This window comes from Pseudomonas fluorescens group sp. PF-69 (assembly GCF_054481235.1).
The window spans coordinates 941,197-966,250 of sequence record NZ_JBTMNC010000001.1; the positions used below are offsets into that span (position 1 = coordinate 941,197).

27 protein-coding genes are annotated in these 25,054 nt (G+C 61.2%); all 27 read left to right on the forward strand.

Going from position 1 to position 25,054, the window contains the following annotated elements:
• Positions 1–170 precede the first annotated feature (170 nt).
• Positions 171–821, forward strand: a complete 651-nt coding sequence (locus ACX3YF_RS04305; RefSeq protein ID WP_130206396.1) for a hypothetical protein — start codon at positions 171–173, stop codon at positions 819–821.
• A 163-nt stretch (positions 822–984) separates the two neighbouring features.
• The gene (gene cbiE / locus ACX3YF_RS04310) at positions 985–2,196 is read left to right on the forward strand and encodes a precorrin-6y C5,15-methyltransferase (decarboxylating) subunit CbiE (protein ID WP_458973453.1); all 1,212 of its coding nucleotides are present in this window, start codon (positions 985–987) and stop codon (positions 2,194–2,196) included.
• Positions 2,189–3,286 carry a cobalt-precorrin-5B (C(1))-methyltransferase gene (locus tag ACX3YF_RS04315; protein WP_458973454.1) on the forward strand — a complete coding sequence of 366 codons (1,098 nt, stop codon included), beginning with the start codon at positions 2,189–2,191 and terminating at the stop codon, positions 3,284–3,286. The genes cbiE and ACX3YF_RS04315 overlap by 8 nt, the downstream gene beginning before the upstream one ends.
• A complete protein-coding gene (locus tag ACX3YF_RS04320) occupies positions 3,283–4,011 on the forward strand; it encodes a cobalt-precorrin-6A reductase (RefSeq protein WP_454837778.1) in 729 nt (242 codons plus the stop codon). Before ACX3YF_RS04315 ends, ACX3YF_RS04320 begins: the two co-directional genes overlap by 4 nt.
• A gap of 195 nt (positions 4,012–4,206) precedes the next feature.
• Positions 4,207–4,509: a type II toxin-antitoxin system RelE/ParE family toxin gene (locus tag ACX3YF_RS04325; protein WP_130206388.1), complete on the forward strand. Its 303-nt coding sequence runs from the start codon at positions 4,207–4,209 to the stop codon at positions 4,507–4,509.
• A 3-nt stretch (positions 4,510–4,512) separates the two neighbouring features.
• Positions 4,513–4,803: an addiction module antidote protein gene (locus ACX3YF_RS04330; protein WP_130206386.1), complete on the forward strand. Its 291-nt coding sequence runs from the start codon at positions 4,513–4,515 to the stop codon at positions 4,801–4,803.
• A gap of 99 nt (positions 4,804–4,902) precedes the next feature.
• Positions 4,903–5,301 carry a DUF2946 domain-containing protein gene (locus tag ACX3YF_RS04335; protein WP_458973455.1) on the forward strand — a complete coding sequence of 133 codons (399 nt, stop codon included), beginning with the start codon at positions 4,903–4,905 and terminating at the stop codon, positions 5,299–5,301.
• 48 nt (positions 5,302–5,349) lie between these two features.
• Positions 5,350–5,829 carry a copper chaperone PCu(A)C gene (locus ACX3YF_RS04340; RefSeq protein WP_130206382.1) on the forward strand — a complete coding sequence of 160 codons (480 nt, stop codon included), beginning with the start codon at positions 5,350–5,352 and terminating at the stop codon, positions 5,827–5,829.
• A gap of 21 nt (positions 5,830–5,850) precedes the next feature.
• Positions 5,851–6,309 carry a DUF2946 domain-containing protein gene (locus ACX3YF_RS04345; protein WP_458973456.1) on the forward strand — a complete coding sequence of 153 codons (459 nt, stop codon included), beginning with the start codon at positions 5,851–5,853 and terminating at the stop codon, positions 6,307–6,309.
• Between the two features lie 108 nt (positions 6,310–6,417).
• Positions 6,418–8,535 carry a TonB-dependent copper receptor gene (locus ACX3YF_RS04350; RefSeq protein WP_458973457.1) on the forward strand — a complete coding sequence of 706 codons (2,118 nt, stop codon included), beginning with the start codon at positions 6,418–6,420 and terminating at the stop codon, positions 8,533–8,535.
• Between the two features lie 108 nt (positions 8,536–8,643).
• Complete coding sequence (locus tag ACX3YF_RS04355) at positions 8,644–10,023, forward strand: PepSY-associated TM helix domain-containing protein (RefSeq protein ID WP_454837775.1); 1,380 nt, start codon at positions 8,644–8,646, stop codon at positions 10,021–10,023.
• A 179-nt stretch (positions 10,024–10,202) separates the two neighbouring features.
• Entirely contained in the window at positions 10,203–10,991 is a 789-nt protein-coding gene (locus ACX3YF_RS04360) for an ABC transporter ATP-binding protein (RefSeq protein WP_130206374.1), read from the forward strand.
• Positions 10,988–11,947 carry an ABC transporter substrate-binding protein gene (locus ACX3YF_RS04365; RefSeq protein WP_458973458.1) on the forward strand — a complete coding sequence of 320 codons (960 nt, stop codon included), beginning with the start codon at positions 10,988–10,990 and terminating at the stop codon, positions 11,945–11,947. Before ACX3YF_RS04360 ends, ACX3YF_RS04365 begins: the two co-directional genes overlap by 4 nt.
• The gene (locus ACX3YF_RS04370; protein WP_458973459.1) at positions 11,944–12,954 is read left to right on the forward strand and encodes a FecCD family ABC transporter permease; all 1,011 of its coding nucleotides are present in this window, start codon (positions 11,944–11,946) and stop codon (positions 12,952–12,954) included. The genes ACX3YF_RS04365 and ACX3YF_RS04370 overlap by 4 nt, the downstream gene beginning before the upstream one ends.
• A gap of 204 nt (positions 12,955–13,158) precedes the next feature.
• Positions 13,159–13,581, forward strand: a complete 423-nt coding sequence (locus tag ACX3YF_RS04375) for a hypothetical protein (protein WP_449104649.1) — start codon at positions 13,159–13,161, stop codon at positions 13,579–13,581.
• A 281-nt stretch (positions 13,582–13,862) separates the two neighbouring features.
• Positions 13,863–15,128, forward strand: a complete 1,266-nt coding sequence (gene urtA, locus ACX3YF_RS04380) for an urea ABC transporter substrate-binding protein (protein ID WP_130206366.1) — start codon at positions 13,863–13,865, stop codon at positions 15,126–15,128.
• Between the two features lie 158 nt (positions 15,129–15,286).
• Positions 15,287–16,789: an urea ABC transporter permease subunit UrtB gene (gene urtB / locus ACX3YF_RS04385; protein ID WP_448645727.1), complete on the forward strand. Its 1,503-nt coding sequence runs from the start codon at positions 15,287–15,289 to the stop codon at positions 16,787–16,789.
• On the forward strand, positions 16,789–17,868 hold the full coding sequence (gene urtC / locus ACX3YF_RS04390; RefSeq protein WP_130206362.1) for an urea ABC transporter permease subunit UrtC: 1,080 nt from the start codon (positions 16,789–16,791) through the stop codon (positions 17,866–17,868). Before urtB ends, urtC begins: the two co-directional genes overlap by 1 nt.
• The gene (gene urtD, locus ACX3YF_RS04395) at positions 17,865–18,734 is read left to right on the forward strand and encodes an urea ABC transporter ATP-binding protein UrtD (RefSeq protein ID WP_198131571.1); all 870 of its coding nucleotides are present in this window, start codon (positions 17,865–17,867) and stop codon (positions 18,732–18,734) included. The genes urtC and urtD overlap by 4 nt, the downstream gene beginning before the upstream one ends.
• 132 nt (positions 18,735–18,866) lie before the next feature.
• Positions 18,867–19,565 (forward strand): urea ABC transporter ATP-binding subunit UrtE, encoded by a 699-nt coding sequence (gene urtE / locus ACX3YF_RS04400; protein WP_130206356.1) that lies wholly within the window; start codon positions 18,867–18,869, stop codon positions 19,563–19,565.
• A gap of 43 nt (positions 19,566–19,608) precedes the next feature.
• Positions 19,609–20,445, forward strand: a complete 837-nt coding sequence (locus ACX3YF_RS04405; RefSeq protein WP_130206354.1) for an urease accessory protein UreD — start codon at positions 19,609–19,611, stop codon at positions 20,443–20,445.
• Between the two features lie 140 nt (positions 20,446–20,585).
• The gene (gene ureA / locus ACX3YF_RS04410) at positions 20,586–20,888 is read left to right on the forward strand and encodes an urease subunit gamma (RefSeq protein ID WP_007937143.1); all 303 of its coding nucleotides are present in this window, start codon (positions 20,586–20,588) and stop codon (positions 20,886–20,888) included.
• A 9-nt stretch (positions 20,889–20,897) separates the two neighbouring features.
• Positions 20,898–21,431, forward strand: coding sequence for a GNAT family N-acetyltransferase (locus ACX3YF_RS04415; RefSeq protein WP_130206352.1), 534 nt, complete (start codon positions 20,898–20,900; stop codon positions 21,429–21,431).
• Between the two features lie 6 nt (positions 21,432–21,437).
• Complete coding sequence (locus ACX3YF_RS04420; RefSeq protein ID WP_130206350.1) at positions 21,438–21,971, forward strand: GNAT family N-acetyltransferase; 534 nt, start codon at positions 21,438–21,440, stop codon at positions 21,969–21,971.
• On the forward strand, positions 21,971–22,276 hold the full coding sequence (locus tag ACX3YF_RS04425) for an urease subunit beta (RefSeq protein ID WP_090465355.1): 306 nt from the start codon (positions 21,971–21,973) through the stop codon (positions 22,274–22,276). Before ACX3YF_RS04420 ends, ACX3YF_RS04425 begins: the two co-directional genes overlap by 1 nt.
• Before the next feature lie 139 nt (positions 22,277–22,415).
• Entirely contained in the window at positions 22,416–24,116 is a 1,701-nt protein-coding gene (gene ureC / locus ACX3YF_RS04430) for an urease subunit alpha (RefSeq protein ID WP_458973460.1), read from the forward strand.
• Positions 24,117–24,682: 566 nt separating this feature from the next.
• On the forward strand, positions 24,683–25,042 hold the full coding sequence (locus ACX3YF_RS04435; protein WP_130206346.1) for a DUF6124 family protein: 360 nt from the start codon (positions 24,683–24,685) through the stop codon (positions 25,040–25,042).
• Positions 25,043–25,054 lie beyond the last annotated feature (12 nt).

The window sequence follows — 25,054 nt, forward strand, 5'->3', positions numbered from 1 at the left end:
CCTGTATTGCACAGGGGCAATTCAATCAGGCAATAACGCCACGAAAACGCTTAACAGCAAGAATCAAATTTATAACCCGCCATCATTTCAACTACCGATGATTCTTTGTAGTTTCATCAACCATTAAAAACACGCATCACAACACAAAAACCACATACAAGGAGCAGTGTATGGTTATGGAAAAACCCTCCGGAACATTAACCGGCCCCAATCTTATTTCATGCATCAGTGAACTCTCACCAGCGGATTACGATGACTTTACCTATTGCACACAAATAGCCACCCATTCCGCGGACCTGGTCAGCAGCCGCTTTACAGATTCGGAAAAATGGCTACATGAGTATGTAGTGACGCTGAATTTTTTTGGCTGGTCTGTCTTTCAGGACGCCATCTTCACTCGCACGCGATACGACATCTCGACGAGCATCGCGGATTTTCTGGTTCAGAGCGCACAGAGCATGCCCGACTCCCGACAAGGGAACGCCATGATCGATACCCTCGACGCGTTGAAGCCGGACAATCCGGCGATCGCCTCACTGGATAAGGAGAGTCTTAATGGCAAGCGCTTTCAGGTTATCCCTGTGCGGTATGACTCAAAAGGCTTTCTTGAAGTTGCAGTGTTCAATCTGGAATTGGTAGCCAACGCCAAAAAGAACAGTTTTATATTCTGGAGCTGGGAAGAACAGCCCGCAAAAATCATCCAGCATCGAGCCAGCCTTAAACTGGATAAAAGAATACTTGAAAGCAAAAGATCAATGATCGAGAAAAAGCGCCTCGAAATCAGAATGAAGAGATTCGATCTGAGAAAGCGTCATCAATAAAATTAAATCCACCGTCCCCATTAACAGCTCTATCACCGTCAACAACGATTTCGCACGCTGCCACAGGCGAATGCATTCGCCGCCGCGTTATGATGCGCAACCTGCGTGAGTCGACGCAGGTTGCGCAGAGTGATTTGGCTTCGGTTTAAAGAAGAGGAACGGCATGGCCCCCTGGCTGACGGTAGTAGGCATCGGTGAAGACGGTTTCAAAGGCCTGGGCAAGAACGCCCGGCACGCCCTGTTGCATGCCTCACGGATCTTCGGCGGTCAGCGGCACCTGGACCTGTTGCCTGCGTGCATTCGGGGCGAGCGCCAGAGCTGGCCGAGCCCGTTTTCCATCGCCCCCGTGCTGGCCCTGCAAGGTGAGCCCGTCTGCGTGCTCGCCAGTGGCGATCCGATGTTTTTCGGGGTCGGCGCCAGTCTCAGCCGACAACTGGCCAGCGACGACCTGCAAATTCTGCCAGCGCCCTCCTCCTGCTCGCTCGCCGCCGCCCGAATGGGCTGGCCCTTGCAGGAGGTCGTGACGTTATCGATGGTGGCCCGCCCCGTCGCCGCCCTCAATGCGCAATTGTTCAGCGGCGTGCGCTTGTTGGTCTTGAGCAACGATGGGGGCAGCCCCGCCGCCATCGCCGCGCTGCTGCGTGATCGCGGATTTGGCCCGAGTCGCCTCACCGTGCTGGAGCACTTGGGCGGTGCCGCAGAACGGCGGATCGACGGCATTGCCAGCGATTGGACCGATCCCGCGATTGCCGACCTGAACCTGATCGCCATCGACTGCATCGCCGAACCCCATACGCCGCGCCTGTCTCGATTGGCCGGTTTGCCGGACTCGGCGTTCAAGCATGACGGCCAACTGACCAAGCGTGATGTACGCGCGGTCACGCTCGCACGCCTGGCCCCGGTTCCCGGTGAACTCTTGTGGGACGTCGGCGCCGGCAGCGGTTCGATCGGCATCGAGTGGATGCGCGCCCATCCAAGTTGCCGGGCATTGGCCATCGAGGCCGATGCCGGGCGGCAGCAGTTGATCGAACAAAACCGCGATGCCCTGGGCGTGCCCGGCCTGCAACTGATTCGCGGCAGTGCCCCGCAAGCCTTGACCGGACTGGAGCGACCGGACGCGATTTTCATCGGTGGCGGCGTGACCCGCGAAGGTGTCCTCGACACCTGCTGGGCGGCCCTCAAACCCGGCGGCCGGCTGATCGCCAATGCGGTCACGCTGCAAAGTGAAATGACCCTGATGGCCTGGCGCGACCGGCACGGTGGAGACCTGACGCGGATTCATATCGCTCAGGCGCAACCGCTGGGCGACTTCGATACCTGGCGCCAGGCATTGCCGATTACCTTGCTGGATGTGACGAAGCCTTTCGATGCGTGACGAAACCGCCGAACAACCCGCCCCCCTGCGCAGTGGCCTGACCACGGGCAGTTGCGCGACAGCCACCAGCCTTGCGGCGGCTCGCCTGCTGCTCAGCGGGGTGAGCTCGGATGCCGTGGAGATCATCTTGCCCAAAGGCAAACAGGTGCAGATGCGCCTGGAGTTTTGCCGCACGACCGAGGACGGCGCCGAAGCGGGCACCCTCAAGGACGCGGGCGATGATCCTGACGTGACCCACGGCGCCTTGCTCTTTTCCCGGGTACGCCTTGTCGGCGAGCCGGGTGTCAGCTTCAAGGCCGGTCGCGGTGTCGGCACCGTCACCCGGCCAGGGCTGGTGCTGGGCGTCGGCGAACCGGCGATCAACCCGGTGCCGCGCAAAATGATCACCGATCACCTGACCCGACTGGCCGATGAATTCGGCTACGGCGGCGGTTTCGAGGTCACGGTGAACGTCGAGGGTGGCGAGGAACTGGCGCTGAAAACCATGAACCCGCGCCTGGGGATTCTCGGCGGTCTGTCGATTCTTGGCACCAGCGGCATCGTCCGGCCATTTTCCTGCGCGGCGTACATTGCGTCGATTCACCAGGGTATCGATGTCGCCAGGACCAACGGTTACCTGCACATCGCGGCGTGCACCGGCAATGCCAGCGAAGACACCATGCGTCGGGTCTACAACCTGCCGGAAATTGCCCTGATCGAAATGGGTGACTTCGTCGGCGCCGTGCTCAAGCACCTGCGCAAAGTGCCGGTGGAAAAACTCAGTCTTTGTGGCGGCTTCGGCAAGATCAGCAAGCTGGCGGCCGGGCACATGGACTTGCACAGTCGGCATTCGAGCATTGACCTGCCACAACTGGCCGGATGGGCGGCAGCGGTTGGCGCCGACGCGGCGTTGCAGCAAGGCATCCGCGAAGCCAACACCAGTCAGCAAGCGTTGGCCATGGCCAGCGCTGCCGGGATCGCCCTCGGCGATGCAGTGTGCCGCCATGCCCTGGACTTTGCCCGCAGCGTGGTACCGGCGCAGGTTCAGGTCGAAGTGTTCGCCATCGATCGCCAGGGCGGGATCGTCGGCCATGCAGGAGCCTTCCAATGAAACGCCTGCTGTTACTCGGTGGCGTCACCGAGGCCCTGGCGATTGCCCGAACCCTGGGGCCACAACATATCTACAGCCTGGCCGGTGTCGGTCGGGTGCCGACGGATCTGACTTGCCAGGTTCGTGTTGGCGGCTATGGCGGTGCCGAAGGCCTGGCGCAGTTCATCCGCGATGAAAGAATCGATCTGCTGCTCGACGCCACCCATCCCTACGCCGCCCGAATCAGTCAAAACGCCGCGACCGCCGCCCGCTTGAGTGGCATCGCCTGCTGGGCGCTGCGGCGTCCGGCATGGCAACCACAGCCCGGGGATGACTGGCGCGAAGTCAGCGACTGGGCTGAATTGATCCAGGCACTCAAACCCTTCCGGCGACCGCTGTTTACCCTCGGGCGCGAGCCCCTGCAGCACCTGGATGAAATCCCGCCGGATCAATTCTGGACCCTGCGCGCACTGGACGTTTACCCCGGCAACGAGCGCTGCGAAGTGATCGGTGCACGCGGGCCGTTCCTGATCGAGGATGAGCGTGTGCTGTTCGAACGCCGGCAGATCGACGTGCTGATCAGCAAAAACAGCGGCAGCGCCGCCACCGAACCGAAGCTGGAAGTGGCGCGGGAGCGCGGGGTGCCGGTGCTGGTGTTGAAGCGGCCGGTGTTGCCGGGGGTTGAGCGGGAGTTTGATTCGGTCAGGCAATTACTTGAAGCCTTGTCGCTGTCAGACCATTCTTAAGACCTGCAAAAATCCGCGAATTTGCCGGCAAAACTCCAAGAAGAAGCTGGCTGTTAATCTAAACGGCTTCCCCCCTATATTCGGATTCCGCTAAATCGATCAAGTCAACAGATTAGCCATTCAAGAGGAAACCTGGATTCATCCTCAGAAAAGCGCTGCTTGCCAACTTGTATCCCAAGGAATACGATCCCCGACATGATCGACTTTGAACGATCCCGAGCGTTTGCCGATTGGCTCGACTCATTGAAAGACACCATCGGCAAGGCTCGCATCATTGCAAGACTCCGGGCGGCTCAGCATGGAAACTTTGGTGATTGCATGCCAATAGGCGCGGCAGTTTATGAAATGCGCGTACACCAGGGTCCCGGTTACAGGATCTACTTCGCCCGTAGGGACCAAGTGGTTTATTTACTACTGGTAGGCGGTGATAAATCGACTCAAAAACGAGATATCAAACGTGCCATTCAAATGGCGCAAAACATCGGTAATGAGGAGTAAATCATGACCGAACAATTCACCCGTTTCGATGCAGCGGAATTTCTCAAGTCTCCGGAAGAAATGGCTGCCTATCTGGATGCCTGCTTTGAAGAAGATGCAGGTGACGGTGTTCTGATCCGCGCGGCGCTCAACGACATAGCCCGCGCGCAAGGCATGACACAAGTTGCCCGTGACGCGGGGTTAGGTCGTGAGAGCCTATACAAGGCGTTGAGCAGCACTGGCAATCCAGAATTCGCGACTATCATGAAGGTCATGAAAGCGTTGGGTATGCGTTTGCATGCCATTGCGATCTGATCGCACTGCGACACCAAACCGCACGCAGCCTTTTTACTTATCGGCCTTGATCAGGCTAAATAGCCCGCGCCTGATCGCCCACCCAAACGGATTTTTTCCATGTCCCGACAACGGCTCGCAATTGCCTGGATAGCCTGCTTCGCAGTGCTGTTCAACATGCTCGCCATGCCGATGTCCGGAGCGATGGCGCAGACGGCCAAAGCGCCTGCCGAACAAGTGTTGTGGGGCAGTTTCTGTTCATCCAGCGGCACCAAAATGGTGGCGATTTCTCTGGGCAAGATTGAGCAGAAGGCACCGCAAAACGACGAACACTCCAATATGCAGCATTGCTGGTGTTGCTCCGGTTCCGCGCCGCTGGTGGCGCTGCCAGGGCATGAACCGCAGCTGTATTTCGCCAGTTTCGAATCCAATCACAGCTTGCCTCCGTCGTCCCTCAACACCCCGACTCCGCGCCAGCAATGGCCAAGTCTCAATCCCCGCGCGTCCCCTCTGGTGTGATTCCTTCTCGCAATTGAACTGCGTTTTGAATCGTTCCGGAGAACTGCCATGTTGAACAAATTCCTCGTTCTGGCCGCGTTGCTGCTGCCTGCCTGTTTTGCCAATGCCCACGAATACAAGGTTGGCGAACTGGAGATCGCCCACCCCTGGTCGCAAGAGTTGCCGCCCAATGCGCCGACCGTTGCGGCGTACTTCGTGATTCACAACCAAGGCAAAACCGCCGACCGCCTGCTCAGCGCCGATACCCCCATTGCCGGCGAAGCCCAGTTGCATGAGCACGTCATGCAAAACGACATGATGAAAATGCAGCACGTACCGAGCGTGGAGATCCCCGCTGGCGGCGAGGTCACTTTTGCACCGATGGCCTATCACGTGATGCTCCTGAACCTGAAAGACCGCAGCCTGCTCACTGACGGCAAACGGTTCCCGATGACCCTGCACTTCGAGAAGGCCGGTGACGTGAAGGTCGACGTCGCGGTGCAGAAGCAGGCGCCGGACGGCATGCCAGCACACGCGCATACCCCGTAATCGCCTGAGCTGAAAACGCCCATGCGCTCGCTTAGCGCCAGGTCATCCAGGTCACGTCGTCAGCCATTGAGCCTGACACGCGGCAGCTGGATCAGCCTGTTCGCCATGCTGATGATTTTCATCGGTCCGCTGATATCTCAGTCGATGCCGATGGATTCGCGTGCGGCCATGTCCATGAACATGTCCATGAACATGTCGATGGACATGAGCATGGACATGTCGGCAATGGAGCACGCCGACCACGGTGCGCAACCCGCCGCCGAGCACTGCCCGCCACAAGCCGGGCATCATGTCCTCTGGGAAAAATGCGGCTATTGCAGCCTGCTGTTCAACTGCCCGGCACTCACCGGTGGCGTGTCATTCACCGCATTCGACACTCCGCCGGTCAATACTTTCATCGCACTCTCCCCACGCCTGGGCCATGCCCGGCAAACCTTCTTCCCCGGTGCTCGCACCCGCGCCCCGCCCGTCCTCGCGTAAACACCCACCACTGATTTCACACGGTCCACAAGACAACCACAGCTCGGTCCCACAGGGATTGCGCAGGTTGTCGGCCGTGTCGTTTACGACTGTTCGATGGAAATTGTCATGTCCAGGTTTTCTGCTGACTCACGCTTGAGCCCTGCCCAAGCCTCTTTTGCCCTGAACGAAGCCAGCATTCGTTTCAGGCACGCCACCGCCATCCTTTGCGGTGCCCTTCTGGCGCCGGTGGCGCTGGCCGATGAACACGCCAATCATGTTGAAGAACTGAGCCCGACGGTCATCACCGCCGTTGCGCCGAGTTCACCGCTGACCATCGTCACCAACCCCAAGGAGCCGCGCCAACCGGTGCCGGCCAGCGACGGTGCCGACTACCTGAAAACCATCCCCGGATTCGCCATGGTGCGTAACGGCGGCACCAACGGCGACCCGGTCCTGCGCGGCATGTTCGGCTCACGGCTGAACATCCTCACCGACGGCGGCATGATGCTCGGCGCCTGCCCCGGCCGGATGGATGCGCCCACCTCGTACATTTCACCGCAAACCTACGACAAGCTGACCGTCATCAAAGGCCCGCAAACCGTGCTCTGGGGGCCTGGCGCATCGGCCGGCACCATCCTGTTCGACCGTGAACCGGAACGTTTCGGCGAACTCGGCACCCGGGTGAATGCCAGCGTGCTGGCCGGTTCCAACGGCCGGTTCGACAAGCTGGTGGACGCCGCTGCCGGCGGGCCGCTGGGGTATGTGCGCGTCATCGGCAACACCGCGCACTCCGATGATTATCGAGACGGCAACAACGACACCGTCGCGTCGCGCTACGACAAATGGAACGGCGACGTCGCTGTCGGCTGGACCCCGGACGCCGATACCTTGCTGGAACTGACCGCCGGCAAGGGCGACGGCGAGGCCCGTTACGCCGGGCGCAGCATGGACGGTTCGCAGTTCAAGCGCGAAAGCCTCGGCCTGCGCTTCGAGAAGTCCAACATCAGTGACGTCCTGGACAAGCTCGAGGCGCAGGTCTACTACAACTACGCCGACCACGTGATGGACAACTACACCCTGCGCACGCCGTCCGGCACCGGCATGATGGCCGGCCCCATGGCCTCCAACGTCGACCGCCGCACCCTCGGCGCCCGCATCAAGGCCACCTGGCACTGGGCCGATGTGCAGCTGATCAGTGGCATCGATGCGCAGACCAACGAACACCGCCAACGCAGCGCCATGGGTGTCGACACCTACCAGAACCTGCCCTACACCAAGGACGCCGACTTCCATAACTACGGGGTGTTCGGCGAGCTGACCTGGTATGCCGCCGAGCGTGACCGTTTGATCAGCGGCGCGCGCCTGGACCGTGCTTCGGCCAAGGATTACCGGCAAACCACCGGCTCCGGCATGATGACCCGGCCCAATCCGACCGCCGACGACACCCGCGCCGACACCCTGCCCAGCGGCTTCGTTCGTTATGAACACGATCTGGCTGACAGCCCGACCACGCTGTACGTAGGCCTCGGGCACACCCAGCGTTTCCCGGATTACTGGGAGCTGTTTTCGCCGAACTCCGGTCCTGCCGGTTCGGTGAACGCCTTCGATTCGATCAAACCGGAGAAAACCACCCAACTCGACGTCGGCCTGCAATACAAGACCGAAGCGCTCGAAGCCTGGGCCTCGGCTTATGTCGGTCAGGTGCGTGATTACATTCTGTTCGACTACACGCCGGGAATGATGGGCACCACCTCGCAAGCCGAGAACATCGACGCGCGAATCATGGGCGGTGAATTGGGCGCGGCCTACAAGCTCACCGACCGCTGGAAGGCCGACGCGACCCTGGCCTACGCCTGGGGCAAGAACAGCAGCGATGGCAGTGCGTTGCCGCAAATGCCGCCGCTGGACGCACGTTTCGGCCTGACTTACAGCGAAGACAATTGGAGCGCCGGCGCGCTGTGGCGAGTGGTCGCCGCGCAAAACCGCATCGACCAGAACAAAGGCAATGTCGTCGGCAAGGACTTCGACAAGACCCCGGGGTTCGGCGTGTTCTCGCTCAACGGCGCCTACCGGATCAACCAGAACTGGAAGGTCAGTACTGGCGTCGACAACCTGTTCGGCAAGGCCTACGCCGAACACCTGAACCTGGCGGGCAACGCCGGTTTCGGTTACCCGGCCAATGACCCGCAAGCCATCAAGGAGCCCGGGCGCACGTTCTGGACCAAGGTGGATATGAGCTTCTAACCCTCAAGGGCAACCCGCTCCCCCTGTGGGAGCGAGCTTGCTCGCGATCGGTTGCGCAGCAACCGTACCCGACAACAAAAAAGATCCAAGCCAAGCGGAGCACACAAGATGAAACAGCCCAACGTGAATTTCTACAACCTGGCCTGGCGCTGGCACTTCTATGCCGGCCTGTTCGTGGCCCCCTTCATGGTGATGCTGGCCCTGACTGGCACCATTTACCTGTTCAAGCCGCAACTCGATTCACTGATGTACAGCAGCCTGCTCAACGTTCCCGCCGGCCATCACACCGTCCCGGCCGACGACCTGCTCAAGCGCGTGAAAGACGCGTATCCACAAGGAACGATCAAGCAGTACCTGCCACCGGTCGACGCCGAACGCAGTGCCCAGTTCGTCGTGCTCAAGGGCGGCAACGAACTGAATGTATTCGTCGACCCGTACCACGGCGACATCCTCGGCGAGCAAGATGCCAAGAAGAACCTGCAAGCCATCGCCCGTGCGATTCATGGCGAACTGATGATCGGCACCGTGGGTGATCGACTCATCGAACTGGCGGCCGGTTGGGGCGTGGTGCTGGTGGTTTCCGGGGTATTCCTGTGGTGGCCGCGCGGCCAGGCGGCGGGGATTCTGTGGCCACGCCTGAACAGTCGCGGACGAGTGCTTTGGCGCGATCTGCACGCCGTGACCGGGTTCTGGGGCGCCTCGCTGCTCCTGGTGATGCTGCTCAGCGGCATGACCTGGACAGGGTTCTGGGGCAAGCAATACGCCGAAGTGTGGAACGTGTTCCCCGCCGCGATGTGGGATGACGTCCCCAAGTCCGACGTCGAGGCCCGCAGCCTCAACAGCGCCGCACGCCAGACCGTGCCGTGGGCCATGGAAAATACGCCGATGCCGATGTCTGGCGACCATGCCGAGCACATGGCCCACGGCGGTGCGCAAGCCGGCCCCGCGGCACCGGCCATCAGCCTGCAAGACGTGCAGGACATCGCCGTGCAACGCAAGGTCGAGCCGGGTTACAGCATCACCTTGCCGACCACCGCCACGGGGGTGTTCACCATCGCCGTGTTCGCCGATGACCCGCGCAATGACGCCACCCTGCATGTCGATCAGTATACCGGCAAGGTCCTCGCCGACGTGCGTTTTGAACAATACGGCACCGTTGCCCGCGCCACGGAAATCGGCGTGATGCTGCACGAAGGCAAGATGTTCGGGGTGTTCAATCAGATCATTGTGCTGCTGATCTGTCTGATGATCCTGCTCAGCGCCGTCAGTGGCGTGGTGATCTGGTGGAAGCGACGCCCACAAGGCAAGTTCGGCGTTCCGCCGCTGCGTCACGACCTGCCGAAATGGAAAACCGCGATGGTCATCATGTTCGCGTTGGCCGTGGCGTTTCCGTTGGTGGGTGCCTCGCTGGTGGTGATCTGGGTGCTCGATCGTGTGCTGTTTTCGCGCTTGAACCGGCAAACTGAGTCGGCCTCATCTTCATCTTGAGACAGGCGAGATGCGCGGGATTGTCAGCACTGTAGACTGCCCCGCGCATCACCCTGGCAGTTCCGGGTTTTCTTTCGGGCCCCTTCGCTGGCAAGCCAGCTCCCACAGAATTTGCACAACACCTGTGGGAGCTGGTTTGCCAGCGAGGAGGCCATAAGCTTCGCCTCAAGAGTAGCGGCATGACCTCGCTTCACCTCAACAACATCACCTGGTCGCCCCTGGGCCACGGCCACTGTCATCACCAGTTCCAGCTGCGTGATGCCTCGCTGCACGTGGCTGCCGGTGAGTTCGTCGGCTTGATCGGCCCCAACGGCAGCGGCAAGACCAGCCTGTTGCGTTGCGCCTGGCGCTTCAGCAAACCGCAGGGCGGCGAAGTCCGGCTCGAGCATCACAACGTCTGGAAGCAATCCTCACGCTGGTGCGCGCAACGCATCGCCGTGGTCCTGCAGGAATTCCCAGAGGCGTTCGGCCTGACCGTGAACGAAGTGGTCGCCATGGGCCGTACGCCCCACAAAGGCCTGTTCGATGGCGACTCCCTCGAAGACCGGAATCTCGCGACCCAGGCCCTGGAGTCAGTCGGCCTCAAGGGCTTCGAGGACCATGCTTTCTCCACCCTCTCCGGCGGTGAAAAACAACGTGTGATCCTCGCCCGAGCCCTGGCCCAGCAGCCGCAATTGCTGATCCTCGACGAGCCGACCAACCACCTCGACCCGCGCTATCAGCTTGAGCTGTTGAGGTTGGTCAAGCGCCTGAAGATCGGCACGCTGGCCAGCATCCACGACCTCAATCTGGCCGCCGCATTTTGCGATCGGCTGTACGTGATCGACCACGGCCGCATCGTTGCCAGCGGCACGCCCAAAGAAGTCCTCAACGCCGCGCTGTTGCGTAACGTCTTCGGCGTCGAAGCGCTGATCGATGAACACCCCTTGCACGGCTACCCACGAATGACCTGGATAACCCGACCATGATTTTGCGCTCCCTGCTGCGCCGCAGTTTCACCCTCGTTTTACTGCTGGGCAGCGCCCACGCCTTGGCCGAGGCCACGCATTACCCGCTGACCATTCAGAGCTGCAACCGCGAGGTGACCTTCCAGCAGGCGCCAAAACACGCGGTCAGCCATGACATCAACATGACCCAAATGATGCTCGCCCTCGGCCTCAAGCCACAGATGGCCGGGTACAGCGGTGTGTCCGGCTGGAAGGCGGTGACGCCTGACATGCAGACCCTTCTTGATGGCTTGCCGGAACTGGCGGCGAAGTACCCGTCGGTGGAAACCCTGCTCAATGCCAACGTCGATTTCTTCTTCGCCGGCTGGGATTACGGCATGCGCGTGGGTGGCGACCTCACGCCGCAAACCCTGCAGCCTTTGGGCATCAATGTCTATGAGCTGACCGAGTCCTGCGCCTTCGTGATGAAGCGCCCGCCGGCCACGCTGGAGGACACCTACAACGACCTGCGCAACCTCGGCAGAATCTTCGATGTGCAGGATCGCGCCAATGCCTTGATCGGCGCCATGCAGGCGCGAGTCGCCGAGATTCGCAAAGACCTGCCCGCCGAAAAACCGCGCGTGTTCCTGTACGACAGCGGTGAAGACCGGGCCATGACCTCGGGCCGCCTCGGTATGCCGCAAGCCCTGATCGACGCCGCTGGCGGGCGAAATGTGCTGGACGATGTCGAGGCAAGCTGGACGAGGGTCAACTGGGAAACCGTGGTTGAACGCAATCCACAGGTGATCGTGATCGTCGACTACAGCGAAATCACCGCTGATCAGAAGATTCAATTCTTGCTGAACAACCAAGCGCTGCAATCGGTAGACGCAATCAAGCATAAGCGCTTCATCGTCATTCCCTACGTGCAGGCCACGCCGGGGATCGATAACGTGCTCGCCGTCGCCACCCTGGCCAAGGGTTTCCACGGCGAATGATCAACCGTCGCTACCCCTGGTTGCTGATCGCGCTCGGCACGCTGTTGCTGACGTCGGCTGTGGTGTCACTGGGCTTCGGCCCGGCGCGGGTGCCGCTGGACGTCGTCTGGCGGATTCTGCTGCACAAACTCCTCGGTCTCGGCTTACCCGACTGGAGCCCCGGGCAGGAACACATCGTCTGGCTGATCCGCGTGCCACGGATGTTGCTCGGTGCACTGGTCGGTGCCGGGTTGGCGTTGATCGGCGCAACGCTCCAGGCGGTGACGCGCAATCCGCTGGCCGACCCGCATCTGCTCGGCGTGACCTCGGGCGCCACCCTGGGTGCGGTGATCGTGGTGTTGCATGTGGGTGAAATCGTCGGCCTGCTGACGTTGCCCATCACGGCGTTTGTCGGCGCCTTGTCGAGCATGCTGCTGGTGCTGATGATCGCCAACCGCAACGGTCGGCTGGACAGCGATCGCCTGCTGCTGTGTGGCGTCGCGGTGTCGTTCGTGATGATGGCGATGGCCAATCTGCTGCTGTTCATGGGTGATCACCGCGCCAGTTCGGCGGTGATGTTCTGGATGCTCGGCGGGCTCGGCCTGGCGCGCTGGGAATTGCTCGCGGTGCCGGCTGCCAGCGTTCTGCTGGGGTTGCTGTTGCTGCTCGGCATGGCCCGGCCGTTGAACGCGTTGATGGCCGGTGAACAAACCGCCGTGACGCTGGGGCTGAATGCACGAACGGTCCGGCTGCGGGTGTTTGTGATTGCCTCGCTGATGACCGGGGTGCTGGTGTCCATCAGCGGCTCCATCGGCTTTGTCGGGCTGATGGTGCCGCACATTGCGCGGCGACTGGTGGGGGCCGAGCATCGGCGGTTGCTGCCGGTGTGCGTGTTGCTGGGCAGCGTATTTCTGGTGTGGGTCGATGTTGCCGCCCGGACGATGATCGCGCCGGAGGACCTGCCCATCGGCGTCGCCACCGCGGCGATTGGTGGCCTGTTCTTCATCGGTTTGATGCGTCGTCGCTAATACAGCGCTCTATTAACGGAACAACACTTTACGCGCTGACGTTACTTTGAAAGATCTTGTTTTAAGTTGAACCTGAACAACAGCAAAACAAAACTCATAATCCGCTGGGTCGCGAGCTGAGCAACCAATAAACCTCGCACTTTGTACAGAGTTTATTCCTACAACTTAAACAACAAGATCCTACAAGAGCGAAAAGAGAATCCCATGTTGAAAAAAATCATCGTGTCGATTGCGTTCATTTCAGCACCAGCCTGGGCCGCTCAACCGCCCTTCACTGGCACCGACTACAGCGGCCAATACGTGTGCACCGGCAAGGACAGTCATATCGGCGACTATGAAGGCGTCGTCGATTTGAAACTCAATCCCGAACAAAGTACCGGGGAGTATGGCGCCTACAACTTCACCCTGACCCTGGCGGACAACGCTCGATATAACGGTTTTGCCGCAGCCCATCTGAACTCGCTGGCCATCTATTTCGCCTACACCGATCCAGCGCCGAAAGATTATGGCGTGGGTATTGCCAAAGTGGTTTCAACCCCTGAAGGGAAAGTGTCCTTCACCAAGTACTATTACGCTCCGCAGTATCAAGGCGGCGGTCACGGCATGGAAACGTGCGTCAAACACTGACTTCGACATTAACGTTCCGCCAAGTCATCGCTTGAACACCGATCAATGTGGGCGCGGGCAGACTCGCTCCCACAGATGAACACTGTATCCGCCCCAATCTGGCGCACCCCTGCGCACCAAGGTGCCGGACACGATCCTTCATGGTGCGCCAGCCACTCGCGCAACCGCGCCAAACCGACATTTCCCTGCCTTTTCCCGACCGGGCACAGCCCTTGCTAAAGACCCTTCAGTAGTCCGCATCTGCCAACCAGAAAAATTCATAAGTTCATGGAGATCGCACAATGAAGCGTCGTAGCTTGATCAAGGCTTTCACACTCTCGGCATCGATTGCCGCGATGGGCATGACCTGGACCGTCCAGGCCGCCGAGACCATCAAGGTGGGCATTTTGCATTCGTTGTCCGGGACCATGGCGATCTCCGAAACATCGCTCAAAGACATGGCGCTGATGACCATCGACGAAATCAACGCCAAGGGTGGCGTGAACGGCAAGATGCTGGAGCCGGTGGTGGTCGACCCGGCATCGAACTGGCCGCTGTTTGCCGAGAAAGGCCGCCAGTTGCTGACTCAGGACAAGGTCGCCGTGGTGTTCGGTTGCTGGACGTCGGTGTCGCGCAAATCGGTATTGCCGGTGTTCGAAGAACTCAACGGCCTGCTGTTCTACCCGGTGCAGTACGAAGGCGAAGAGATGTCGCCGAACGTGTTCTACACCGGCGCCGCGCCGAACCAGCAAGCGATCCCCGCAGTGGAATACCTGATGAGCGAAGAAGGCGGCAGCGCCAAGCGTTACTTCCTGCTCGGCACCGACTACGTCTACCCACGCACCACCAACAAAATCCTGCGCTCGTTCCTGCACTCCAAAGGCGTGGCGGACAAGGACATCGAAGAGGTCTACACCCCGTTCGGTCACAGCGATTACCAGACCATCGTCGCCAACATCAAGAAATTCTCCGCCGGCGGCAAGACAGCCGTTATCTCGACCGTCAACGGCGACTCCAACGTGCCGTTCTATAAAGAACTGGCCAACCAGGGCCTGAAAGCCACCGACGTACCGGTCGTGGCGTTCTCGGTGGGCGAAGAAGAACTGCGCGGCATCGACACCAAACCGTTGGTGGGCAACCTCGCGGCGTGGAACTACTTCGAATCGGTGGAGAACCCGGTGAACAAGAAGTTCGTCGCTGACTGGAAGGCCTACGCCAAGAAACACAACCTGCCGGGTGCCGACAAAGCGGTGACCAACGACCCGATGGAAGCCACTTACGTCGGCATCCACATGTGGGCCCAGGCCGCTGAAAAAGCCAAGTCCACCGACGTCGACAAAGTCCGCGAAGCCCTCGCCGGCCAGACGTTCGCTGCGCCGTCCGGCTACACCCTGACCATGGACAAGACCAACCACCACCTGCACAAGCCGGTCATGATCGGCGAGATTCAGGCCGATGGTCAGTTCAACGTGGTCTGGCAGACCGAAGGCCCGATCCGCGCCCAACCGTGGAGCCCGTTCATTCCGGGCAACGACAAGAAGCCGGACTATGCGGTGAAGAGCAACTAAGCCACTGGAGGTCGGGCCCGGGCATTCGGGCCCGACACAAATCCCTGTGGGAGCGAGCCTGCTCGCGATGACGGCAGCACATTCAAGATCTCTGTGACTGACCCATTGCTATCGCGAGCAGGCTCGCTCCCACAATGTCCGCGTCAAGGCGACTCTTTATGCCCACTGCCCTTTACCGACTTGTTCTGGCCATCGCACTCTTGCTGCCAATGGCCACCTACGCCGGCGACGCCGAAGACTTCGTCGCCGCCAATCCCGTGCAGCAGGCCAAACTGCTGGAAGCCTGGGCCGCGCAGCCCGATCCGTCCCGCATCGAACTGATCAACGCCCTGCAACAAGGTGAGTTGAGCATCGACGGCCAGCCGAAAACCCTGCGCCTGAACAACCGCCTGCGGGGTCTGATCGACACCGCGCTGGCCAGCCACCAACTGCTCGCCGCCGACGCCAAAATCCGTCTCGGCGCCGCGCAGCAATTGCAGAAAAGTGCCAAACCCGCGCAACTGAAATTCCTCGACCAGCAACTGGCTGGCGAAAAGGACGAAACCGTTCACGCCGCCCTCAGCCTGGCACTGGCCAATCTGCAATTGGTCGACACCGCCCCGGCCGTGCGCCTCGCCGCAGTGCGACTGCTGGGCGAAACCGGCGATCCGCTGGCCCGCACCCGCCTCGAAAGTCTGCTGGAACCGGGCGTCGAAACCGATGCCGGCGTGCGCACCGCCGCCGAAACCAGCCTGGCTCAAGTCAAACGCAAACTGCTGGTCGGCGAATTACTTGGACAGGCCTTCAGCGGCATGTCACTGGGCTCGATCCTGTTGTTGGCGGCGCTTGGCCTGGCGATCACCTTCGGCCTGCTGGGCGTGATCAACATGGCCCACGGCGAGATGCTGATGCTCGGCGCCTACTCGACCTACGTGGTGCAGTTGATGTTCCAGCGCTTTGCCCCGCAGGCCATCGAGTTCTATCCGCTGATCGCCTTGCCGGTGGCATTTTTCGTCACGGCGGCCATCGGCATGGCCCTGGAACGCACGGTGATTCGTCACCTCTATGGCCGCCCCCTGGAAACCCTGCTCGCCACCTGGGGCATCAGCCTGATGCTGATTCAACTTGTTCGATTGGTGTTCGGCGCGCAGAACGTCGAAGTGGCCAACCCGGCCTGGCTGTCGGGCGGGATTCAAGTGCTGCCCAATCTGGTGCTGCCGTACAACCGCATCGTCATCATCGCCTTCGCGCTGTTTGTGGTGGTGCTGACCTGGCTGCTGCTGAACAAGACCCGTCTGGGCCTGAACGTGCGCGCCGTCACCCAAAACCGCAACATGGCCGCCTGCTGCGGCGTGCCCACCGGACGCGTGGACATGCTCGCCTTCGGCCTCGGCTCGGGCATCGCCGGCCTCGGTGGCGTGGCCCTGAGCCAGATCGGCAACGTCGGCCCGGACCTCGGCCAGAGCTACATCATCGATTCGTTCCTGGTGGTGGTGCTCGGCGGCGTCGGGCAATTGGCCGGTAGCGTGCTGGCGGCGTTTGGCTTAGGCATTGCCAACAAGATTCTCGAACCGCAAATCGGTGCCGTGCTCGGCAAGATCCTCATCCTCGCGCTGATCATTCTGTTCATCCAGAAACGTCCGCAAGGCCTCTTCGCACTGAAAGGACGGGTGATCGACTGATGAACCAGCCCCTGCTCGTTACCGCCACACAAAAAGCCGGCCCCAAAGTCACGATTGCCGTGGGTGCAGTCATCCTGATCCTGCTGCTGGCATTGCCGTTGCTGTCGCTGTTATCGGCGGACAGTGCCTTTCACGTCTCGGCCTACACCCTGACCCTGGTGGGGAAGATTCTTTGCTACGCCATCGTCGCCCTGGCGCTGGATCTGGTCTGGGGCTATGCCGGGTTGCTGTCCCTCGGTCACGGTTTGTTCTTCGCCCTGGGCGGTTATGCGATGGGCATGTACCTGATGCGCCAGGCTTCGGGCGATGGCCTGCCGGCGTTCATGACCTTCCTGTCATGGACCGAACTGCCCTGGTTCTGGACCGGCACCAGCAGCTTTCTCTGGACCCTGTGCCTGGTCGTCCTGGCCCCGGGACTACTGGCGCTGGTGTTCGGTTTCTTCGCCTTCCGCTCGCGGATCAAGGGCGTGTACTTCTCGATCATGACCCAGGCCCTGACCTTCGCCGGCATGCTGTTGTTCTTCCGCAACGAAACCGGGTTTGGCGGCAACAACGGCTTCACCAACTTCCGCACGATCCTCGGCTTCGGCATCACCGAACCGGGCACCCGCGCCGTGCTGTTTTTCGCCACCGTGCTGTTGCTGGTGGCGAGCCTGTACATCGGCTGGCGCCTGGCGCAAAGCAAGTTCGGCCGGGTGCTGACCGCACTGCGCGATGCGGAAAACCGCTTGATGTTCTGCGGCTACGACCCACGGGGCTTCAAGCTGTTCGTGTGGGTGCTCAGCGCGGTGTTGTGTGGCCTCGCGGGTGCGCTGTACGTGCCGCAAGTGGGCATCATCAACCCCAGTGAAATGTCGCCGACCAACTCCATCGAAGCGGCAGTCTGGGTGGCGCTGGGCGGTCGCGGCACGCTGATCGGCCCGCTGCTCGGCGCGGGCGTGGTCAACGGCATGAAGAGCTGGTTCACCGTGGCGTTCCCTGAGTACTGGCTGTTCTTCCTCGGCGCGCTGTTCATCGTTGTGACCCTGTACCTGCCCAAGGGCGTGATCGGTTTGCTGAAGAAAAGAGGTGAACAATGAGAGTCACTGCGACGGCTGAATTCATGCTCGAACCGGCCTTTTTCCCCGTGGAGCCCAACAAGGACGCCGGCACCAGCCGCGATACGATCGGCCTCGGCCAGCGCGCCGGCAAAGGCCTCAACACACGGCACGGCACCATCCTGACCCTGGAAGACATCAGCGTCAGCTTCGATGGCTTCCGCGCACTGAACAACCTGAACCTGTACATCGGCGTCGGCGAGTTGCGCTGCATCATCGGCCCCAACGGCGCGGGCAAGACCACGCTGATGGACGTGATCACCGGCAAGACCCGCCCCAGCCACGGCAATGCCTGGTTCGGCGAAACCCTGGACCTGACGCAGATGAGTGAAGTGCAGATCGCCCAGGCCGGCATTGGTCGCAAGTTCCAGAAGCCCACCGTATTCGAGGCGCTGAGCGTGTTCGAGAACCTGGAACTGGCGCAGAAAACCGACAAGTCGGTATGGGCCAGCCTGCGGGCACGGCTCAGCGGCGAGCAGAGGGATCGCATCGCCGAAGTGCTCGACACCATCCGCCTGACCCCTTCGGTCAATCGCCCCGCCGGGTTGCTGTCCCACGGCCAGAAGCAGTTCCTGGAAATCGGCATGTTGCTGATGCAGGACCCGCAACTGCTGTTGCTCGACGAACCGGTGGCCGGCATGACCGACGCCGAAACCGAATTCACCGCCGAGCTGTTCAAGCGCCTGGCCGGCAAGCATTCGCTGATGGTGGTGGAACACGACATGGGCTTCGTCGGCTCGATCGCCGACCACGTCACCGTGTTGCACCAGGGCAGCGTGCTGGCCGAAGGGTCACTGGAGCAGGTGCAGGCCGATGAGCGGGTGATCGAGGTGTATCTCGGTCGATGAGGGCTGAACACCATTTAATTGTGGGAGCGAGCCTGCTCGCGATGGCGGTCTATCTGAAAAAAAACTTGCCGCCTGACCCACCGCTATCGCGAGCAGGCTCGCTCCCACAAGGGATTTAAGGGGTATTTGAGAATGTTGCACGTTGAAAAACTGCACCAGTACTACGGCGGAAGCCACATCCTGCGCGGCCTGACGTTTGACGTGAAGGTCGGCGAAGTCACCTGCCTGCTCGGGCGTAACGGCGTAGGCAAGACCACGCTGCTCAAATGCCTGATGGGCCTGCTGCCAGCCAAAGAGGGCGCGGTGAACTGGGAAGGCAAGCCAATCACCACGTTCAAGCCGCATCAGCGGGTGCATGCCGGCATCGCCTACGTGCCCCAGGGCCGGGAAATTTTCGGGCGCCTGACCGTGGAAGAAAACCTGCTGATGGGCCTGTCGCGCTTTCCCGGCTCCGAAGCCAAGGAAGTGCCGGCGTTCATCTACGAGTTGTTCCCGGTGCTGCTGCAAATGAAGCACCGACGCGGCGGCGACCTGTCCGGCGGCCAGCAACAGCAGCTCGCCATCGGCCGCGCCCTGGCCAGCCGCCCACGCCTGTTGATTCTCGACGAGCCCACCGAAGGCATCCAGCCGTCGGTGATCAAGGAGATCGGTGCAGTGATCAAGAAGCTCGCGGCCCGTGGTGACATGGCGATTTTGCTGGTGGAACAGTTCTACGACTTCGCCGCCGAACTGGCCGATCAATACCTGGTGATGTCGCGGGGCGAGATCGTGCAACAGGGTCGCGGTGAAAATATGGAAGCCGAGGGTGTGCGCGGCCTGGTTACCATCTAAAGTTGCGATCTGATCCGTAGCAGCCTAACGATAATTAGACATCATGAATCTACCCGCCTCGCCGTTGTTCACGCCCAGTTGGCATGCCGAACTCGAACTGGCTTACGCCCGTTTCGGTGACAGCACACGCCCGGTTCAGCGCCGCCACCTGGGCCCGTTGCGGGTGCAGAAGCACCTGTACGCCGAAGGGCCGCAGGTCTGCCAGCACATCATCGTCCACCCGCCGGGCGGAATCGCCGGCGGTGATCGCCTGAACATCTCGGCCAGCGTCGGCCGCGATGCCTGGGCACAGATCACCAGCCCCGGCGCGGCCAAGTGGTATCGCGCCGCCGGCCCCGCTTATCAGCAATTGAAATTGCAGGTGGCGGCCGGTGCGACACTGGAGTGGTTGCCACAGGAAACGATCATCTTCAGCGCGGCGCAGGCTGAACTCAGCACCGCCATCGACCTTGAAGGCGATGCGCGGCTGTTCTACTGGGACGTCGTCGCCCTGGGTCGCCCGGCCAGCGGCGAGCGTTTCGACCTCGGACACTTTCAGGCGCAACTGGATATTCGCCGCGACGGCCAGTTGCTCTGGCACGAACGCCAGCGCATTGTCGGGGCTGACGGTTTGCTCGACTCACCGATTGGCCTGGACGGGCAACCGGTGTTCGCCACCCTGTTGGTGACCGGGGAAATCGATAGCGATTTGCTGGAGCGTTGTCGCTCGCTGCCCCATGCCGTGCGCGGGGATCTGACGCAATTGCCGGGGCTAATGGTCGCCCGGTGCCTGGCCAGCGAAGCACTGTTGGCGCGCGGCTGGCTGATTGATGTGTGGAGGTTGCTGCGCCCGGCACTGCTTGGCCGCGAAGCCATGCCACCGCGAATCTGGAACACCTGAACACCGATCCCTGTGGGAGCTGGCTTGCCAGCGATGCTTTTGGCGGCCTTGAGGTCCCCATCGCTGGCAAGCCAGCTCCCACAGGGGTTGTGTTTATGTACCCGAATACCTTTTTTAATCTGCCCTGATGGATTGCACCAATGGACCTGACCCCACGCGAAAAAGACAAGCTGCTGATCTTCACCGCAGGCCTGGTGGCCGAGCGGCGTTTGGCGCGCGGCGTAAAACTCAATTACCCGGAGGCCATGGCCTACATCTCCGCGGCGCTGCTCGAAGGTGCCCGCGATGGCCAGACCGTGGCCGAGTTGATGCACTACGGCACCACCCTGCTCAGCCGCGAACAAGTGATGGAAGGCATCCCGGAAATGATCCCGGAGATTCAGGTCGAAGCCACTTTCCCCGACGGCACCAAACTGGTCACCGTCCATCAACCGATTGCCTGAGGCCACGCCATGACTTACCACATCCGCGATGCGGTACATGCCGACCTGCCAGCCATCCGCGATATCTACAACGACGCCGTGCTCAACACCACGGCCATCTGGAACGAACAGGCGGTGGACCTGGGCAATCGCCAGGCCTGGTTCAGCGCCCGGCAATCCCAGGCGTACCCGATCCTGGTGATCGTCGACGCCGAAAACCAGGTGCTGGGCTACGCTTCATTCGGCGACTGGCGGCCTTTTGATGGCTTCCGTCACACCGTCGAACACTCGGTTTACGTACGCAGCGACCAGCGCGGCAATGGCCTCGGTCCTCGGTTGATGGAGGTACTGATCGAACGCGCAAAGAGTGGCGGCAAACACGTGATGGTCGCCGCCATCGAAAGCGGCAACACCGCGTCCATTCGCCTGCATGAGCGCATCGGCTTCGTAACCACCGGGCAAATGCCTCAGGTGGGCACCAAGTTCGGGCGCTGGCTGGACCTGACCTTTATGCAACTGACCCTCAATCCTGGCGCGCAACCACCGAGCGCCAACAAGGAGTGATACCCCATGAACCCCGCCCAACTGCGACGCGTCAATGTTGAGAGTTTTGCGCACTATCGTCAGGGCTTGATTGATCTGCTGCTCGACGCCGTGGGTTATGGCGCCAGCGTCGGTTTCATGGCCGACCTCGACGCGACCCAGGCCCGCGCGTATTTCGATGAAGTCCAGGAAAACCTGAACAAGGGCCATGTGCTGCTGTGGGTGGTGGTCAAGGACGAACAAGTGCAGGCCAGCGTACAACTGACCCTGTGCCAGAAAGCCAACGGCCTGAACCGTGCCGAAGTGCAAAAACTGCTGGTGCGCGAACACGCACGCCGCCGTGGGCTGGGCCAACAGTTGATGAGCGCACTGGAACAGGCGGCCCTGCAGCACAAGCGCGGCATGCTCTACCTCGATACCGAAGCAGGCTCTGCGGCGGAAGATTTCTACAAGGCCCTGGGTTACACCCGCGCCGGCGAAATCCCCGACTACGCCTGCGACCCGAGCGGGCGCTACAAGCCGACCGCCCTCTACTACAAGATTCTGCAAGGAGCCCATTGATGATTCCCGGTGAATACCAGATCCAGCCCGGCGACATCGAACTCAACGCTGGCCGTCGCACCCTGAGCCTGACGGTGGCCAACAGCGGCGACCGGCCGATCCAGGTCGGCTCGCATTACCACTTCTTTGAAACCAACGACGCCCTGACCTTCGACCGCGCCGCCAGCCGTGGCATGCGCCTGAATATTCCCGCCGGCACCGCCGTGCGCTTCGAGCCGGGGCAGAGCCGTGAGGTCGAACTGGTCGACCTGGCAGGGCATCGACGGGTGTTCGGGTTTGCCGGGCGGATCATGGGGAATCTCTGATCAAGACAGTGTCTGTTCCGGCCCCTTCGCGAGCAGGCTCGCTCCCACAGGGGAATGCGATCAACTGTGGGAGCGAGCCTGCTCGCGAAAGTGAGCGCAGCGAACGATTTCAAATTCAATTGAATCTCAAGGCAAACGAATGAAAATCTCCCGTCAGGCCTACGCCGACATGTTCGGCCCCACCGTCGGCGACAAGGTGCGCCTGGCCGACACCGACCTGTGGATCGAAGTGGAAAAAGACTTCACCACCTACGGCGAAGAAGTGAAGTTCGGCGGCGGCAAAGTGATCCGCGATGGCCAGGGCCAGAGCCAGTTGCTCGCCGCCGACGTGGTCGACACCCTGATCACCAACGCGCTGATCATCGACCACTGGGGCATCGTCAAGGCTGACGTCGGCCTCAAGGACGGGCGCATCGCCGCGATCGGCAAGGCCGGCAACCCGGATGTCCAGCCCGATGTCACCATCGCCATTGGCGCCGGCACCGAAGTCATCGCCGGCGAAGGCATGATCCTCACCGCCGGCGGCATCGACACCCACATCCACTTCATCTGCCCGCAGCAGATCGAAGAAGCGCTGATGAGCGGCGTCACCACCATGATCGGCGGCGGCACCGGCCCGGCCACCGGCACCAATGCCACCACTTGCACATCCGGCCCATGGCATCTGGCGCGGATGCTTCAAGCCGCCGATGCCTTCCCGATGAACATCGGCCTGACCGGCAAAGGCAACGCCAGCCTGCCGGGGCCGTTGATCGAACAGGTCAAGGCCGGCGCCATCGGCCTGAAGCTGCACGAGGATTGGGGCACCACGCCCGCGAGCATCGACAACTGCCTGAACGTCGCCGACCAGTACGATGTGCAGGTGGCGATCCACACCGACACCCTCAACGAATCCGGCTTCGTCGAAACCACCCTCGCCGCCTTCAAGGGCCGCACCATCCACACCTACCACACCGAAGGCGCGGGCGGTGGTCATGCCCCGGACATCATCAAGGCCTGCGGTTTCGCCAACGTGCTGCCGAGTTCCACCAACCCGACCCGGCCGTTCACCCGCAACACCATCGACGAACACCTCGACATGCTGATGGTCTGCCATCACCTGGACCCGAGCATTGCCGAAGACGTGGCCTTCGCTGAAAGCCGAATCCGCCGCGAGACGATTGCCGCCGAAGACATCCTCCACGACCTCGGCGCGTTCTCGATGATCAGCTCCGACAGCCAGGCCATGGGCCGGGTTGGCGAAGTCATTACCCGCACCTGGCAAACCGCCGACAAGATGAAAAAGCAGCGCGGCCCGCTGCCCGGCGACGGTGAAGGCAACGATAACTTCCGCGCCAAACGCTACATCGCCAAGTACACCATCAACCCGGCGATCACCCACGGCATCAGCCATGAAGTGGGCTCGGTGGAAGTCGGCAAATGGGCCGACCTGGTGCTCTGGCGCCCGGCGTTCTTCGGGGTCAAACCGACGCTGATCCTCAAGGGTGGCGCCATCGCCGCCAGCCTGATGGGCGACGCCAACGCTTCGATCCCGACCCCGCAACCGGTGCACTACCGCCCGATGTTCGCAAGCTACGGCGGCTCGTTGCACGCCACCAGCATGACCTTCATCAGCCAGGCCGCACAGGAGGCCGGCCTGCCCGAAGCCCTGGGCCTGAAGAAGAAAATCGCCGTGGTCAAAGGCTGTCGCAAAGTGCAGAAAACCGACCTGATCCACAACGACTACCTGCCGAACATCGACGTCGACCCGCAGACCTATCAGGTCAAGGCCGACGGCGTGTTGTTGTGGTGTGAACCGGCGGATGTGTTGCCGATGGCGCAGCGGTATTTCCTGTTCTGAGTGCGAGCCGCTCGTCCAAAGAAAAACCCGATGGAGGGCGACCGCCATCGGGTTTGCTTTTTCTGCCGTACGGGTCAGCTGGTCCTCGCAAGAGTGAGGCCGCAACCCGTTCGCTGCTAAACGATAGGGACGCAGCTGCGCGCAGGTTAGCAGACCGATGAGCCAAGAAATCGGCGCGCCGAAGCGCCCTGCGCACAGCCGCCATCAAGTGCAGGGATGGGATACCTGACTGACAGAGGCAGTGTGCGTCTTGACATCGACGGGCGACTAAACCCGACCACTGATGGGCAGTGGCCGCAAAACAATAGAGACCCGCACCAAGGCGCACAAGCCGGCGGATTCTGGCGCAACTGTAGGCAACGGCACAAGCTTTTGTAGCCTGAATGAAGTCATGCTGACAGCGCTTAAACAAGCCCATCGAGCACCGTTTAACCGGCGAAAAGGAAACGTTTAGAAACGATGAAAAACCATGAAAAATCGAGGACGCGTCCGACGCTTTTTTAGGGTTGGCCGTCGGAAGTCAGGGGGGTAGCGTGGCACCTCCAGACCTACCACGGAGACTCACCATGCCCAACGTCACCGACACACCCGCTGGATCAGAACCTCAAAGCACCGATGCGCACCTCTGCACGCCGTCAAGAAAGCTCCACCCCGCCGTCGACCGCGCACTGGACTATTACCTCAAACCCAACGTCCCGGTGACGGCCGCCACGCGTACGGCCCGGACCATTTTTGTCGTTGCACCTGATGTCGACAACGAAACCCTGTTGGCCCATGCCTGTGAGTCATTGGCGTCGGCGAGCGTGATGGCGAGCGAGTTTGCCGGGATGCTGGACGGTGCGAACCGCAACGCCATGCTGGCGCTTCAGCAGGTGATCATGCTCAGTGAGCTGGCGGTGAACCGGGTCCTGGACAATCGCGCGTGAATACAAAAAACC